At 64.9% G+C, this 15,444-nt stretch carries 16 protein-coding genes; 10 read left to right on the top strand and 6 right to left on the bottom strand.

Going from position 1 to position 15,444, the window contains the following annotated elements; translation table 11 throughout:
• Window positions 1-3: 3 nt before the first annotated feature.
• Window positions 4-765 (bottom strand): SIMPL domain-containing protein, encoded by a 762-nt coding sequence (locus C484_RS14100; RefSeq protein ID WP_006826581.1) that lies wholly within the window; start codon window positions 763-765, stop codon window positions 4-6.
• Window positions 766-806: 41 nt separating this feature from the next.
• Window positions 807-1,643 carry a glycerophosphodiester phosphodiesterase gene (locus C484_RS14095; protein ID WP_239640992.1) on the bottom strand — a complete coding sequence of 279 codons (837 nt, stop codon included), beginning with the start codon at window positions 1,641-1,643 and terminating at the stop codon, window positions 807-809.
• 108 nt (window positions 1,644-1,751) lie between these two features.
• On the opposite strand from C484_RS14095, the gene C484_RS14090 reads away from it, so the two are divergent.
• Window positions 1,752-2,123 (top strand): hypothetical protein, encoded by a 372-nt coding sequence (locus C484_RS14090; protein ID WP_152422719.1) that lies wholly within the window; start codon window positions 1,752-1,754, stop codon window positions 2,121-2,123.
• A 15-nt stretch (window positions 2,124-2,138) separates the two neighbouring features.
• Here C484_RS14090 and purH read toward each other — a convergent pair whose 3' ends face one another.
• Window positions 2,139-3,776 carry a bifunctional phosphoribosylaminoimidazolecarboxamide formyltransferase/IMP cyclohydrolase gene (purH, locus tag C484_RS14085; RefSeq protein ID WP_006826578.1) on the bottom strand — a complete coding sequence of 546 codons (1,638 nt, stop codon included), beginning with the start codon at window positions 3,774-3,776 and terminating at the stop codon, window positions 2,139-2,141.
• Window positions 3,777-3,952: 176 nt separating this feature from the next.
• Between purH and purB the strand changes: the two genes are divergently transcribed.
• The 3 genes from purB to C484_RS14070 all read left to right on the top strand — a co-directional run bounded on the left by purB (window position 3,953) and on the right by C484_RS14070 (window position 7,560).
• Window positions 3,953-5,365, top strand: coding sequence for an adenylosuccinate lyase (gene purB / locus C484_RS14080; protein WP_006826577.1), 1,413 nt, complete (start codon window positions 3,953-3,955; stop codon window positions 5,363-5,365).
• A gap of 183 nt (window positions 5,366-5,548) precedes the next feature.
• Window positions 5,549-6,730 carry a hypothetical protein gene (locus C484_RS14075; protein WP_006826576.1) on the top strand — a complete coding sequence of 394 codons (1,182 nt, stop codon included), beginning with the start codon at window positions 5,549-5,551 and terminating at the stop codon, window positions 6,728-6,730.
• Between the two features lie 173 nt (window positions 6,731-6,903).
• A complete protein-coding gene (locus tag C484_RS14070; RefSeq protein ID WP_006826575.1) occupies window positions 6,904-7,560 on the top strand; it encodes an ArsR/SmtB family transcription factor in 657 nt (218 codons plus the stop codon).
• A gap of 108 nt (window positions 7,561-7,668) precedes the next feature.
• Here C484_RS14070 and C484_RS14065 read toward each other — a convergent pair whose 3' ends face one another.
• A complete protein-coding gene (locus tag C484_RS14065; protein ID WP_006826574.1) occupies window positions 7,669-8,307 on the bottom strand; it encodes a hypothetical protein in 639 nt (212 codons plus the stop codon).
• Between the two features lie 142 nt (window positions 8,308-8,449).
• On the opposite strand from C484_RS14065, the gene C484_RS14060 reads away from it, so the two are divergent.
• The 3 genes from C484_RS14060 (at window position 8,450) to C484_RS14050 (ending at window position 10,945) form a co-directional block, all read left to right on the top strand.
• Window positions 8,450-8,668: a hypothetical protein gene (locus tag C484_RS14060; RefSeq protein WP_006826573.1), complete on the top strand. Its 219-nt coding sequence runs from the start codon at window positions 8,450-8,452 to the stop codon at window positions 8,666-8,668.
• A 79-nt stretch (window positions 8,669-8,747) separates the two neighbouring features.
• The gene (gene gatD, locus C484_RS14055; RefSeq protein WP_006826572.1) at window positions 8,748-10,010 is read left to right on the top strand and encodes a Glu-tRNA(Gln) amidotransferase subunit GatD; all 1,263 of its coding nucleotides are present in this window, start codon (window positions 8,748-8,750) and stop codon (window positions 10,008-10,010) included.
• A 5-nt stretch (window positions 10,011-10,015) separates the two neighbouring features.
• Complete coding sequence (locus C484_RS14050) at window positions 10,016-10,945, top strand: GNAT family N-acetyltransferase (RefSeq protein WP_006826571.1); 930 nt, start codon at window positions 10,016-10,018, stop codon at window positions 10,943-10,945.
• A 16-nt stretch (window positions 10,946-10,961) separates the two neighbouring features.
• Here the strand turns inward: C484_RS14050 and C484_RS14045 are convergent, their stop codons facing one another.
• Window positions 10,962-11,246, bottom strand: a complete 285-nt coding sequence (locus C484_RS14045) for a ubiquitin-like small modifier protein 1 (RefSeq protein WP_006826570.1) — start codon at window positions 11,244-11,246, stop codon at window positions 10,962-10,964.
• 140 nt (window positions 11,247-11,386) lie between these two features.
• Here C484_RS14045 and C484_RS14040 point away from each other — a divergent pair, with 140 nt between their 5' ends.
• Entirely contained in the window at window positions 11,387-12,568 is a 1,182-nt protein-coding gene (locus C484_RS14040) for an NAD-binding protein (protein WP_006826569.1), read from the top strand.
• A 219-nt stretch (window positions 12,569-12,787) separates the two neighbouring features.
• Here C484_RS14040 and deoC read toward each other — a convergent pair whose 3' ends face one another.
• Window positions 12,788-13,447, bottom strand: a complete 660-nt coding sequence (deoC, locus tag C484_RS14035) for a deoxyribose-phosphate aldolase (protein WP_006826568.1) — start codon at window positions 13,445-13,447, stop codon at window positions 12,788-12,790.
• Between the two features lie 71 nt (window positions 13,448-13,518).
• Here deoC and C484_RS14030 point away from each other — a divergent pair, with 71 nt between their 5' ends.
• Together C484_RS14030 and C484_RS14025 are read left to right on the top strand one after the other, a co-directional pair.
• A complete protein-coding gene (locus tag C484_RS14030) occupies window positions 13,519-14,502 on the top strand; it encodes a ribose 1,5-bisphosphate isomerase (protein ID WP_006826567.1) in 984 nt (327 codons plus the stop codon).
• A gap of 108 nt (window positions 14,503-14,610) precedes the next feature.
• Window positions 14,611-15,432: a DUF63 family protein gene (locus C484_RS14025; RefSeq protein ID WP_006826566.1), complete on the top strand. Its 822-nt coding sequence runs from the start codon at window positions 14,611-14,613 to the stop codon at window positions 15,430-15,432.
• The last annotated feature ends 12 nt before the right edge of the window (window positions 15,433-15,444 follow it).

Below are 15,444 nucleotides of genomic sequence, written 5' to 3'. Positions count from 1 at the left end.
CGTTCAGTTTTGGAAGGCGTACACGACCGTCGCACTCGCCGTCACGGTCACGGGATCGGCGTCGATCTCGGTCGGCGGCGCACTCGCGTCGTCCGCCGACGCTGCGAACTCGACGTCGTGTCGCACCGAGTTCACCCGGACGTCGTTCGTCGTCACCGATTTCGTCCCGGCGAGTTCGACCTCTCGATTCGATGCAATGTGGGCCGCCTCCTCGTCTGTGGTCGCCAGCGCATCGTCGATCGCATCCTTGCGAAGCGCCGCCCGCGTCTCTTCCTGTAGCGTGAAGTTCACCCGGCCGATGTCGTCGGCCCCGGCGGAGACGGCGGCGTCGATGATCTCGCCGACCCGGTTGACATCGTCGATCGTCACCTGGTACGAGTGGGTTCCGGCGAACTCGTCGACCCCCTCCTCCCGTCTCGCCGCCGCCGACGGGCTGATCCGATAGCGGCCCTCTTCGACGTTCTCGTCCGGAATCCCGAGATCGTCGATGGCGTCCCGGAGCTGTTCGGACTGCGTGGCCAACTCGTCGCTGACCGCCTCGGCGGACTCGTCGGTCGCCTCGACGCCGAGGCTCACCGTCGCCGTATCCGGCTCGGCCTCGACCTCGCCCTCGGCGCTAACGGTAATCTCGTTGTCCGTCGCGCTCGATCCCGTCTCGTCGCCCGACTGCGCCGGATCGTCGGTCGAGAGCGCGCTGCCGACACAGCCTGCCATCGCCGCCACAACACCGACGCTCGATACCGCAAGGAACTGTCGTCGATCCATACGCTCTCGACACGTGCACGCCAAATAATGATTCGCCAGGGTCAAACCGCTCTTTCACCCTTCCGGGGCGTCGAGTTCAAGAACTCGAACGCGTAGTCCGGCCGGTTCGTGACGAACACGTCGGGTTCGGTGGTCAGTGCGTCGCGGACGCTGCCTTTGGTGTCGACGAGTTTCCAGACGCCGGCGGTGAGTCCCGCCTCGCGCGCCGTCTCGAGGAATCTCGGGATGGCGCGTGGAACGTAGTGACTGAAGACGCTCCCGGCGCCGCAGTCGGTCGCCTCATCCGCCAGCCCCGACGTCGGCACCGAGCCGACCAGGCCAGTGGGGACGTCAGATGTCTGTGCTTGCTCGAGCGGCGCAGCCTCGAACGAGATCACCGTGACCCGATCGAGAACACCGTGGGTACGCGCCATCTCGAGGATGGCATCGGTGTAGCCCGCTTCTTTCAGTTCGAGATAGATCGACACGTCGGTGTCGGCGAGGAGTTCGAGCGCGCGGGCGAGCGAAATGAGCGGTTCGCCGTCGATGCGAGCGCCCTGGATCTCCTCCCAGGTGGTGTTTCGAATCCACCCGTGACCCGTCGAATCCCAGTCCAAAACGGGGTCGTGAAACAGCATTAGCGTGCCGTCACGAGTTCGGCGGATGTCGAGTTCGACACCGTCGACGCCGAGCTCGATGGCGCGTTGAATCGCGGCTGCCGTGTTCGGCGGTTCCAGCCCGGATGCGCCGCGGTGGCCGATGATACGCGGGCGCGTCGATGGCACTGACCCGCTCGTAATAAGCGGCGACAGCCCCCAGACGGCAAGTGCGGAGACTCCCGTCCCCACACCTGCCAGGAGTCGGCGTCGGGAGGGACGACAACGTGACCAATCAGGCATGCGGGACACGTTGTTCTCGAAGATAGTAAGTTTTCTCAGTTGAGACGTTCGCCTCGTGCGCACCGTCGTTCCACAATGACTATAGTGTCAACCCGCCAATTCGACCACGTGACCCGCCTCGAATCCCTCCTGGAGCGGGCGGCCGACCGGCCCGTCACGAGCGTCTTCGTCCTCCTCATCACCGGGCCGCTCGTCCTCGCCGGCCTCTCCTTTCGCCAGCCGATCGCGCTTCCGGACGCCCTGCTCACCGAACTCGAATGGGTGTTCTGGCTGCTCGTCTACATGCCAGTCAGCGCGACCAGGAGGCTGTTGTTCGACCCGATCGGTCTCGAACGGCTGTTTGCGGTTCCCGTTCTCGGACAGGGGCTCATCGTCCTCACGCTGGGTGGGCTCTACTACCTCGTGAGCTACCTCCTGGTCTACGCCGGTAGTGTTCTGCTCGGAACGGCCGAGACCGACGGCGGCGGAGACGGTCGGTAGTCCTGTCTCGTCCCGTTAGTCGTGGCGGAAACTACGGGAGCCCGTAAACGCCATGGCCATCCCGTGCTCGTCCGCGGCTTCAATCACGTCGTCGTCGTTGACGGAGCCGCCGGGCTGGACGACGGCCTCGATACCCGCCTGGGCGGCCTCCTCGATGCCGTCCGGGAACGGGAAGAACGCGTCCGAGGCCATCACGGCCCCCTCGGCGTCCTTGCCCTCGGCGTGTTCGTCCGCCTTCATCGCCGCGAGTCGAACCGCGTCGACGCGGGAAACCTGCCCCATCCCGACGCCGACGGTCTCGGTCCCGTCCGCGAAGAGGATCCCGTTGGATTTGACGTGTTTGAGCGTCTGCCAGGCGAAGACCATCGACTCGAGTTCGGCGTCGGTCGGCGAGCGCTCGGTGACGATTTCGAGGTCGTCGATGGAAATCGACTGCAGATCGCGTTCCTGGACGAGTCGGCCGCCGACGAGTGGTTTTTCGGTAAAGCGTTCGGTTCGCTCGCCGAGATCGTCAACGTCGAGCACCCGCAAATTATCCTTCTCGAAGAGGACCTCGAGCGCGTCGTCGGTGTAGCCGGGCGCGACGACGACCTCCTTGAACGAGTCGATGATCTGCTCGGCGGTGTCGGCGTCGCACTCGCGGTTCAGGGCGACGATGCCGCCGAAGGCGCTCATGGGATCCGTCGAGAGCGCCTTCTCGTACGCCTCGGCGAGCGAGCCAGCGGTTGCACAGCCGGCCGGGTTCGTGTGCTTGATGACCGCGGCCGCGGGCTCGTCGAACTCCTTGATGAGGTTGAGCGCGCCGTCGGCGTCGTTGTAATTGTTGTACGACAGGGCCTTTGCACCCTCGTTTAGCTGTTCGGCGTGGACGACGCTCGCCTCGTCGCAGGTGGCGTCCGCGTACACGGCGGCGTCCTGGTGGGGATTCTCCCCGTACCGGAGCGTATCGACCCGGTCGTTCGAGACGAACCGGCGCGTGGGCAGACCGCTGTGATCATCGGTATCGGTACTCGCCACGTCGGCGTCGACGGATACCGTCCCGGCGTCGCGGTCGACGGTCACGACGCCCTCGGCAACCCACTTCACCGCACGCGGGTACGCGCTGAACTCGCCCTCGTAGAGCACGCGCTCTTTCAGGCCCTCGGCGTCGTCGCCCTCGTAGATCGGCACCGGCTCCTGCGTGACGATCGGTCCGCCGTCGACCTCGCTCTCGACCACGTCGCCCTCCTCGTCGGTCGCGTCCGTGACGACGTGGACCGTACACCCAGTAACCGAGACGCCGGCCTCGAGCGCGTCGCCCCAGGCGTCCGTGCCGGGGAACGACGGCAGCAGCGAGGGATGGACGTTCAGCGTCATCGGTACCTCATCGAGGAACGTGTCCGAAAGGATGCGCATGTAGCCGTCCAGACAGACCAGCTCGAACTCGTAGTCCGCGAGCGCCTCGAGCACTGCCTCCTCGTGCTCCCGGCGGGTCATATCGTCCGCGAGCGGGACGACTTCGGTCGGAACCCCGCGCTCGGCGGCGGCTTCGAGAACCGGCGCGTCCTCGTCGGTCGTAAGGACGACCCCGAGTTCAGCGCCGCCCGGTCGTCGGTCGGCGATGTTCAACAGGTTACGCCCTCGGTTGCCGGCCATCCCGGCGATTCGCGTCATAGGTGTAAACCCGCCCGCGAGAGTCAAAGTGGTTGCGGTCTCTCCCCGGGAGATATGCATACACGTGTATTGATACCGCCGTAATCTCGCCTGAAATAGAAGAGGTATGCACACCTGTGGGCGAACCCGACGATCGTTTCGATACGCTTTTGGACAGGGATAGAAACGCTCACACGATGAGCGACACCGACGCACTGTATGCGGTCTCGCCGCTCGACGGGCGCTACGGCAACCGAACGGAGCGGCTCTCGCCGTACGCCAGCGAGGCCGCCCTCATGCGCGCTCGCGTCCGCGTCGAAGTCGAGTACCTGGTTACGCTCGCCGAACTCGAGGCGACGCCGCTCGAACTCGGCCTCGACGAGCGCGAGGAGCTCCGGGGGCTGTACAAACACTTCGCCGAGGAGGACGCCCGCCTGATCAAGAAACTCGAGACCGAGGGCCACGACGAGTTCGAGGCGACGAATCACGACGTCAAGGCCGTCGAGTACTTCATTCGCTACCGGCTGGGCGACGACAGCGACGCGTCGGCGTGGATCCACTTCGGGTTGACGAGCGAGGACGTGAACAACCTCGCCCACCGGCTGCTCGTCCGCGATGCCGTCGACGAAGTCCTGCTGCCGGCGCTGTACGACGTGCAGGACACGCTCGCCGACATGGCTCGCGAGCACCGGGACCTGCCAATGCTCGCACGCACGCACGGCCAGCCCGCAACCCCGACGACCTTCGGCAAGGAACTGGCCGTCTACGCGGCCCGCCTCGGTCGCGCGACGGGACAGATCCGAACGGCGACCGACGAGTTGCACGGGAAACTCGCCGGTGCGTCGGGGACCTACGCGGCCCACGTCGCCGCCTACCCCGACGTCGACTGGCAGGCCGTCGCCGCCGAGTTCATCGAGCGACTCGGCCTCGACGTTGCCCGGCTGACGACGCAGGTCAATCCCTGCGACGACCTCGCGACGCTATTTGACGCGATCGAGCGTGCGAACACCGTGCTCCTCGATCTCGATCTGGACGTGTGGCTGTACGTCTCCGACCGCTATCTCGGGCAGGAGACCGTCGCGGGTGAAACCGGCTCCTCGACGATGCCCCACAAAGTCAATCCGATCGACTTCGAGAACAGCGAGGGGAACCTCTCGAAGGCGAATGCTGACCTCTCGTTCCTCGGCGACTACATCACGACCTCGCGGCTCCAGCGAGACCTCTCCGACTCGACCGTCAAGCGAAACATCGGGGCCGCGTTCGCTCACTGTCTGATCGGCTACTCGAAAACGGCCGCCGGTCTCTCGAAAATCGTCCCGAACGAGCAGGTCATGCGCGAAGACCTCGAATCGACGCCCGAAATCATCGGTGAAGCCGTCCAGACGATCCTCCGCCGCGAGGGCCGAGCGGATGCCTACGAGCAGGTCAAAGCCCTGACCCGCGGAAAAAACGTCACGCTCGAGGACTTCCAGGACCTGTTCGACGAACTCGATGTCGACGCGGACGTGCGCGACGAACTCGGGGCACTGACGCCGACCGGATACACCGGTATCGCGAGCGACCTGGTCGACGACATCGATGCCGACGCGGAGTCGTCATCACGAAACTGACCGTTTCATCGTTCACGTTCTTCCTGCCGGCTGAAAATCGACGCGAGATCGACCAGCGGGGACGGCGCTGGGCGGGAGCGAGCGGTCCCGTTTCACGACCGTTCACCGCCCACCATCGGTAATGAACGGTTCGAACGAAAGATCGACTTTTTAGGACGGTCCGAGTGAGCCAACGTGAATACGATGAGTGCCACCCGGATCGTCGGTCTCGCCCTCCTAGCGGTTATTGGACTCGCGATCGCACCGGTTGCAGGGAGCGCCCTCACAACGCCGGCCGCCCACCAGTCGGCTGCCGGCGCGAACGAACCGAGTGGGGGGCTACAGACACAGACACAGGCGCAAGCGCAGGTACAGGGACAATCACACGGACAGACACAGGCACAAACGCAAACACAGACGGCGAATACAACCACAAACACGACCGTCGCAACCTTCCTCCAAACCACGAGCGCAGACGCCCAATCGAGCGTCGAAACCGGCCTCTTTGACGCCACGTACCACGCCGCAGACACCGAGCGTCGCGCCGCACTCGTCACCGACCGCGCCGACGAGTTCGAACAGCGCCTCGCCGAACTCGAGGCCGAACGCGAGGAACTCCGTGAACAGGAGGACTCGCTCTCATCGGCCGCATACGAGGCCCGCCTGACGAGACTCACGGTCACCATCGCGTCGCTGAACCGCTCGATCGAACGGACGAAGGCCCAAGGTGTCGCCGCCGGGCTCGACGAGGAGCGCTTCGAAACGCTCCAGCAAAACGCGAGCGATCTCGCCGGGCCAGACATCGCAGCGACGGCACAGAAGGTAGTCGGCGTCGACCGGCATCCGGGCGGCGGCATCGGCGTCGCCAACGGCCCGCCCGCAGACCGCGGCCCGCCGAACTCGTCGGCCTCGGCAGGAACTGGCGGCCCGTCCGGACAGCAGCCCGCCGCGGACAGTCCGGGTATCGGCCCGGAGAACGGTGGACAGGAAGCCGGTCAGGATCGCGGCCAGGAACACGGCCAAAATCAGAGCCAAACCCGCGGCCAAAATCCGACTCTGACTCCGACCCCCGCACAGAACGCAGGCTCCGAGTCGCCCACTGACGAGACGGGAACCGACGACGGACCCGGGCAGGGGAACCAGTCCGATCGGGGCACGGCTCAAGAACAGAACTCGGGGAATTCGGGCGAGAACTCCGACCCACCGGGCAACGGCTCGCCGGCACGGACCGGCCCGCCGACCGACGCAACGGAACCATCGACGCCGGAGACAGACGCAGACTCAGCTAGCGGCCCGACCACCGACGACACGAGTTCATCGAACGCTGATACTGACGCCGATAGCGACACGGACACACCACCCACCGAGACGCCGGCAGACGGCTGAAATTGCCGGATATCACGCCAGACGCCGCGAGCGAGTGAGATGTAATCGCTGTCGGTAGTCGGCATCGGATACGATCAAGCATTGACAGACCGGCGTCTGACCGGATGACCGCACGCGGTCAGGGCTTCCCCGAGCAGACACGCTTTTCAGCGGCGACGCCATACGGCCCCACGATGGATTCCGCCGCCTTGTTGGATCTGCTGGGAAACGAGAACCGGAGGCGGATTCTCCGCCTTCTCGCTCGCAAACCCTGCTACGTAACCGAAATCTCCGACTATCTCGGCGTGAGCCCCAAGGCGGTCATCGAACACCTCCGAAAACTCGAGTCGGCCGGACTGGTCGAGAGTCGCGTCGACGACCAACGTCGCAAGTACTTCCATATCGCTCGCAACGTTCGCCTCGAAGTCACTGTCTCTCCCTACGGCTTCGCGAGCAAGAGCGCCTATCCGACCAACAACGGCTTCGATATCACCACCTGCCGGCATCTCTCGCTCGACATCGCCTGTGATGAACTCGACGAACTCGGTGACCTCCTGCAGGCCCTCGAAGAGCTCGAACAGCTCGAAAACGAACTCTCGCTCGCCCAGCGATGGGTCCAGAGCCAACTCTACGACGTCCTCGATCAGATCTCCGAAAGCGTCGGCGACGGCCCGGAAAGCCGTATTTACGCCGATCTCCTGGCGACCATCCGGTCGGAGCCGAAATCCGTCGGCGAACTGCGTTCCGAACTGGATGTTCCCCGCGAGATCATCGCCGAACTGCTGGAATCGATGGCCGACGACGGGCTCGTTCGCCGAACCGAACGCGGCTGGGAGCTAACGACGACCTGAAAGTCAGTCCGTACGGGCATCGTTTCGTCTCGGAGAACCGAACGCTACGGGCACGGAACGGGCTCGGAAAGAGGATCTGTTACGGCCCAACGGCCGGTTGAACGGCCACTATGTCACATCTCGTGAGAGACCATCGCGGAGATCCCGACCGAAATAGTAGCCGGCAACTGACGCGACCAGCCCGATTGCGACGCCGATCGCGATGAGCGTTCGGCCGGCTCCGAGTGCCACGTAGACTGGGTCGGCCAACGGCGTTATCGCGCCGGCCGAGGCCCCCGCAGCGGTCAGCTCCAGATACCGCCGCTTCGACGTGATGAGTCCGACCAGAAAGGCCGTCGCGAAGATACCGATCATCTTACCGGCGATCGGGAGCACCGCGTCGACGGCGAACAGACCCGCACCGATTGTCAACACCAGCGCGAGAAACGCCTTCGGCGAGAAGTACTTGCGAGGCGACAGTCGATCCGTGAGTCCGGCGAGGCGAGAGCCGCCCGATCGGCTATCTGCCGGCTCGGCCGACGTGGCTGGCTGGGCGAACTCGTCAGCCGACTCGGATACCGGCCCAGCAGTAGCGCCCGATTCGATCGCACCCTGCTCGCGTCCCCGGTCTCCTGAACTCGTACTCGTACTCGTATCCGGTCTGGTGCCAGAACCGGTGTCTGAGAGCAACTGCTCCGTCTCTGAGAGGAGGTCGTCCGTCGAGGGGGACTCTCGACGCTCGGTCACCTCGTCCGAGCGATCGTTCATATCCGAAGACTGGGCGGCCGGCACCATGGTCTTTTCGCCACGCTGTCAGCTATCCCGTCGAGCGGAACGAGAGGAAGCGCAGTCGCTCGTCCGATCCGGTTTCGGGGGATGACCGTCCGCTTTGGCACGAACGACGTTTATCATGACTCGGCTGCTAGAGTGCAGTGTGAACGTCGATCTGGTTGCTTTCGGGATCGTTGCGATCGCGATCGGGGTGGGAGTGCTCTCCGCAGCCCGTCACTTCTATCCCCGACTCGACCTCACCGACGATGCGCTTGCGACGGTACGGCTACTGACGGCGCTGATCGCCGCCGTACTCCTGCTAACCGGCATCGGCCTCGTCGTCGTTGGAATCGCCTGACTTGCTAGCCCACCCAGCTTTGTGCCACGGCCGGAATCGAAAGCGTGCCTTCAAGTCCGCCGACGCGCAACGCTTTCGCATGAATCCAGGCGATCGCGTTCGCGTCGACCGCGCGGATCGCACGTACGAAGGCGTGTTGCTCCCCTCCAGCACGGACGACAACCTCGTGGTGAAACTCGACGGCGGCTACAACGTCGGCATCGATCGGGACGACGCCGACATCGAGGTCCTCGACGAAGACGTCTACGAGATCGACGGGAGCGATACCGAAGACGAAGACGAGAACGCCGGTGCGGACTCCGAAATCGAGTTCAACGACGACCTGCCGACCATCTCGCTGATCTCGACCGGCGGGACCATCGCCTCGACGGTCGACTACCGTACCGGGGCGGTGACGGCTCAGTTCGACGCCGAGGACGTGTTGCGTGCCGTTCCCGACCTCGCCGGCCGCGCGAACTACCGCGGGCGCGTCGTCGCGAATATCCTCTCGGAGAACATGGAGCCGCCGATCTGGCAAGAACTCGCGCAGGCGGTGTTCGAGGAAATCGAGGCCGGCGCGGACGGCGTCGTCGTCATGCACGGCACCGACACGATGCAGTACTCTGCCTCAGCGCTCGCGTTCATGCTCGAGACGCCTGTCCCAATCGTCTTCACGGGCAGCCAGCGCTCCGCCGACCGGCCGTCCTCGGACAACGTGATGAACGCCGTCTCGGCCGTCGAAGCCGCAAAGAGCGACTGCGCGGAGGTGCTCGTCTGCATGCACGCCTCCGAATCCGACGACACCTGCGCCCTCCACCGCGGGACCCGCGTCCGGAAAAACCACACCTCCCGTCGCGACGCCTTCGAGACGATCGGCGCGGAACCGCTCGGCACCGTCGACTACGATGCCGAAGAAGTGACGTTCCGCCGCGACCACCAGGAACGCGGCGAGGCGGAACTCGAACTCACCGCTGAACTCGAGAACGACGTGGAACTGCTCAAGTTCACGCCGGGGATGGACCCCACCTTCCTCGATGTCGTCGAGGGTGCGGGGGGACTGGTTATCGAGGGTACCGGCCTCGGACACGTTCACACCGACCTCATCCCGCGAATCGAGGAACTCATCGACGACGGGACGACGGTCGTCATGACCAGTCAGTGTCTCGGGGGACGGGTCTGCGATCGGGTCTACGATACCGGCCGCGACCTCCTCGACGCCGGCGTGATCGAAGCCGGCGACACCCTTCCCGGCACGGCGAAGGTCAAACTGATGTGGGCGCTTGCGAACGAAGCATCTGCCGAAGAGGCGATGCAGACCTCGCTGGCCGGCGAACTACAGGAGCGGTCGGTTCCCTGGGAGTGATCACAATGGCTGTTGGAATCGAGATACGGCGAGCGACACACGACGACTACGAGGGTGTCGCGGCCTTCACCGAGACGCTCTGGCAGGATCGCGGCGGCGACTACATTCCGGAGATCTACCACGACTGGCTCGAAGACGAGGACGAGAGCCACAAGAAGACGTTCGTTGCCGACGCCGGCGACGCCATCGCTGGAATCGTCCAGGCCGTCCTGGTATCGCCCGACGAAGCCTGGTTTCAGGGCATGCGTGTCAACCCCGACTACCAGCGGCAGGGACTGAGCGGCCGGCTCAACGACGCCTGCTTCGAGTGGGCCCGCGAGCAGGGCGCGACCGTCGGACGGATCATGATCTTCTCGTGGAACGCCGCCTCGCTCGGCGCGGCGCGAACGAGCGGCTTCGAGCCGACGACCGAGTTCAGGATGGCACATCCGAAACCGGACCCGAACGCGTCGGGACCGGATCCGGTCTCGAACGATCCCGCCGCAGCGTGGCGCTACTGGACGCACAGCGACGCCCACGAACACCTGCGGGGTCTGGGACTTGCGCCGGAGGAGACGTGGGCCATGCGCGAACTCACGCGCGAGGATTTCTTGGCGTTCGCGGACGATCGTGACGATGACACTGCCGTCTTCTCGGTCGAGCGCGACGGAAACGGGGTGGGAGCGGCCTATCGGGTCCGAAGCTACGAGCGGGAGAACGACGACGGCGAGACCGAAACGTGGGCCGAATACGGCGTCAGTGCCTGGGACGACATCGACGCGGCCCGCTCGCTGCTCGCCGCACTCTCCCGCGACGCCGCCGCCCTCGACGCGGACCGAGCTCGAGTGCTGATCCCCGAGACGACGGCCGTGGTTAGCGACGCCTCGTATGCCGGTGTCAGCATCGCCGAGGAACCGGACTTCGTCCTCAGCGTTGCACTCGGTGACGGCGAATAGGGATCGCAGGACAGTGTTACCCGCCGCTGACCGGCGGAAACAGCGCCAACTCGTCGTCGGCTTCGAGTTCGGTTGCGAGTCCGTTTTCTTCGACGAGGACGTTGGTTCCGTTTCGCAAGACGTTGATCTGGGATCGGAGATCGCCGTCATCGGTGAGGACGCGCTCGCCGACGGCGGGGCGGTTGGCGACGAGTTCATCGAGGGCGTCGCCGACGGTGTCGCCGGCGGTGGCCTCGACGGTGACGTGTTTGTCGCCGGCGCGTTCGGCGAGGTCCGCGAACAGTTTCCACTCCGTTGGCATAGGTGGCGGTATCGGTGCCGGAGGCAAGTAGCTACCGCTCCGAAGGTGGGTGCCGATGCTGGTCGGAGCGCTGTGGCGCTTGCGATGTGGGTCTGGATCGACGGAGACGCTTAACTACGCCCGGACTGGAAACGGTATGTATGGTCGGCGAGCGGGTGACGGAGCAGGTACCGGAGAACTGGCGTTGGATCGTGACGACGCGCGCAGCCGTCGTTCTCGCGCTGGTCGTCGCGTTGCTCTCAGTCGCCACCGGCATTCTCAGAATCGATCAGGAGGCGGCCGATTTCGGTCCTATCGCACCGCACGTACCGCTCGCCGTCCAGGAAGCCGTCGGGTTCACCGGTGCACTCACCGGGTTTCTCATGGTCGCCAGCGCGCTCGCGCTCAGGCGCGGCTTGCGCGTCGGCTGGTGGGCAACGCTGCTGTTGTTACCGTTGACGGCGATCCAGGGGCTGCTCCAGGCGAGTCAGTACTCGCTTCCGCTCGTCGTGCTGTCGCTGGTCTCGATGCCGACGCTCCTTCTCACCTACAAGCGCTTCGATCGATCGCTCTCGCTGACGACGACGCAACTCGCCGCGGGCGGCGCGCTCGTCGGCGTCCAGGCCTACGGTACCTTCGGCGCGTACGCGCTCCGAGACGACTTCGACGGCATCGAACACCTGCTCGACGCCTTCTACTTCACGCTGATCACCTCGAGCACCGTCGGCTACGGAGACATCGGACCCGAAACCGCGGAGGCGCAGCTGTTTACCATGTCCGTCGTCGTCCTCGGCGTCGCCAGTTTCGGTATCGCCATCGGGGCGCTCGTCGGGCCCGCGATACAGGACCGCATCTCGAAGACACTCGGAATGATGACCGACTCAGAACTCGAACTCCTAGACGACCACGTCCTCGTCCTCGGCTACGGGGACCTGACCGAACCGATCGTGACTGAACTCGACGCGACGGGCGAACAGTTTCTCATCGTCACCGAAAACGAATCAGTGACTGGTTCGCTCACGGACCGCGACATTCGCGTTCTCGATGCGAACCCGAGCGACGAAGAGCCGCTCCAGCGGGCGAAAATAGAAGATGCGCGCGCGATTCTCGTCGCGACGAACGACGACGCTCGAGACGCCCTGGCGGTCCTCACCGCACGCGAACTCCGACCGGACATTCGCATCGTCGCTGCCGCCACCGACCGCGAGAACACGCCGAAACTCGAGCGCGCCGGTGCCGACGACGTCATCAACCTGACTGAACTCGGCGGTCACTTGCTGGTCCGCTCGGCGCTCGGGTCGGACGAGTCGCCGGTGGTGTCGCGGCTGCTCGAGACGGAATAGCAGTCTCGAACTCGCTCGGACGCAGTGCTGAGAGCGTAGCGCGGTATCGGTTTCGGGTTCCGAAAAGCAGAAACGGCCACGAAATTCGTTTCAGCGAGATTCACAAAGGATTTGTCACTATAGGGGCGAAACCACGACGATCGCTCGCCACTTTCCCGCCTGCTCACCGACCAGAATTCATGCCGCCCATCGAAACCGAACGCTGCTCCATCGACTGCACTACTCCGCTTCCGGCGCGCCGTTTAGAATCTCGACGCCACTCGAGGCTCCGATCCGCTCCGCGCCAGCCTCGATCATCGCCATCGCCTCGTCGTAGCTGCCGATACCGCCGCTCGCCTTGACGGGGAGGTACTCGCTCATCAACTCGACGTCCTCGACGGTCGCCCCGCCATCGGCGAACCCGGTCGACGTCTTGACCATCGCCGCGTCCGCCGCGACGGCAGCCTCGCAGGCCCGACGCTTCTCTTCATCGGTGAGCAGCGCCGTCTCGATGATCACCTTGACCGGAACCGGTACCGCAGCGACGAGTTCAGCCAGTTCGGCGCGAACGGCGTCGTCCTCGCCGGCCTTCAGGCGGCCGACGTTGATGACGACGTCGAGTTCGTCCGCGCCGGCCTGCCAGGCCGCCACGCCCTCGCGGCGTTTGACCTCGTGGTCGTGCTGGCCGTGGGGAAAGCCGACGACCGTCGCGATGGTCACGTCGGGGGCGTACTCGAACTCGACGGCCTCGGCGACGGCGTAGGGTGGAATACAGGCGTTCATGCCGTGATCACCGGCCGCTGCGAGGACGGTTTCGACGTCGGCGGGCGTCGTTTCGGGCCCGAGCACCGTGTGATCGATCAGCGGCGCGAGTTCACTGCGAGTGAGTTCCGTGGCCATAGCGGACCGACTCGGCGGACGGGCAAAAACCCGCCCGATTACTTTTGACCTGGGGCGTGTAACCAGGTGGCATGGGATCGGACCAGCCTGTCGTCGATCCAGCCGTCACGGCGACCGCCGACGACATCGCAGCCATGCAGATTCGCGGGGCGGCGACGATCGCGGACGCGGCCGCAGCGGCACTTGCGACGCAGGCGGAACGCTCCGACGCGGCGACCCCGGCGGCGTTCGAACGCGATCTGCGGGCCAGTGCACGTGAACTCTACGAGACGCGTCCGACGGCGGTCAGTCTGCCGAACGCACTCCGCTATGTGCTCCGCGGAACGGAGGGCGAAACCGTCTCGGCGCTGCAATCGTCGACCATCGACGCCGCCGAGACGTTCCGCGCTGAACTCGAGCAGGCCCAGTCCAAACTGGGGGAGATCGGTGCGAATCGATTGCGTGACGGCGATGTCGTGATGACTCACTGCCATTCGACGGACGCGCTCGCGTGCATCGAGGCGGCGCTCGAATCGGGAACGGCCGTCGAGGCAATCGTCAAGGAAACGCGTCCCAGAAAGCAAGGTCACATCACGGCCCAACGGTTGCGGGAGTTGGGCGTGCCGGTGACGCTGATCGTCGACAACGCGGCGCGTCGGTATCTGGACGAGACGGATCACGTCCTCGTCGGGGCGGACAGCATCGCTGCGGACGGGAGCGTCATCAACAAGATCGGCACCAGCGGACTGGCGGTCAACGCGCGCGAACGCGGCGTTCCCGTGATGGTTGCGGCCCAGACGATCAAACTGCATCCGGACACGATGACGGGACAGACGGTCGCAATCGAAATGCGCGAGGAGGCGGAAGTGCTCTCGGCGGACGAGCGGACGGCGATTGATGGAAACGCCGACGAGATGCCGCCCTTGCGCGTCGAAAACCCCGCGTTCGACGTTACCCCGCCGCGCTACGTCGATGCGATCGTCACCGAACGCGGCCAGTTCCCGCCCGAGAGTATCGTCACGCTCATGCGCGAATTATTCGGTGAAACGACCGCCGAACCCTGGGATACCACCTAACTCCCAGACATGGAGCGCCGCCCTGTGTCCGCGTTCGAGACCATCTTCCACCCCGAAGTGTCACCGCTGATCGGAAAGTGTTAGTTACTGGTGTCGACAGTAGGGGGTATGGTATTGCCTGAGGGATTCGTGCTGCCACCGTGGTACCTGTTGGTACCGCTGCTCGCCGTGCTGGGGGGTGTCGTCGCACTGCTGTGGGCGCTCGATCCGCCGGTCACCGACCGGACCGTTCTCGCGTTGACCCCGTGGATGATGTTCGGGGCGACGTTACACGTCCTGCACCGGTTCGAGGCCTATCCGGATTCGATCGAGGTCCTGTTTGCCACGCCGACAGTCTACCTCATCACGGCGACCGGGGCCGGGCTCGTCTGGATTCTCTCGATTTTCATCTATACGGGCGGGCTCCAGCCCACGATCGAACGCGTTCTCGGGACCGTCGGCACCGGCTTCTTCGTCGTCTTTACGATGTTCGCACTCCTCCAGAGTATCGAGTCCGGAACGTTCGAACCGTTCTGGTCCGTTATCGCCGTCGTCGCCGCGGGTATCGCGACTGCCATCGCCTGGCTAATCCTCGGACTCTGGTTTACCGATGTCGCCGCAGTCACGGCCACGACCGGTGTGCTCGTCATTTTCGGCCACGCACTCGACGCCGTCTCGACGGCCATCGGCTACGACGTTCTTAACGCCGGCGAGGAAGTCCCCCTCTCGGCACTCATACTCAATGCCGGCTCCGCGCTGCCGACCGCCGAGTTCATCGGCGCGGGCTGGCTGTTCGTCGTCGTCAAGGTCGCCCTCGTGATGGGCGTCCTCGGACTGTTCCGCGAGTACGTCGAGGACGCGCCGCGGCAGGCCCGACTACTACTTGCGTTCATCGCGGCCGTCGGCTTCGGACCGGGGATTCACAACGTCGTTCTGTTCGCAGTTGCCTAGACTTTTCTCGCC

Source organism: Natrialba taiwanensis DSM 12281 (genome assembly GCF_000337595.1).
GTDB lineage: Archaea > Halobacteriota > Halobacteria > Halobacteriales > Natrialbaceae > Natrialba > Natrialba taiwanensis.
Note: the sequence above shows the minus strand (reverse complement) of the source record. Positions and strands in the feature narration are given on the sequence as shown.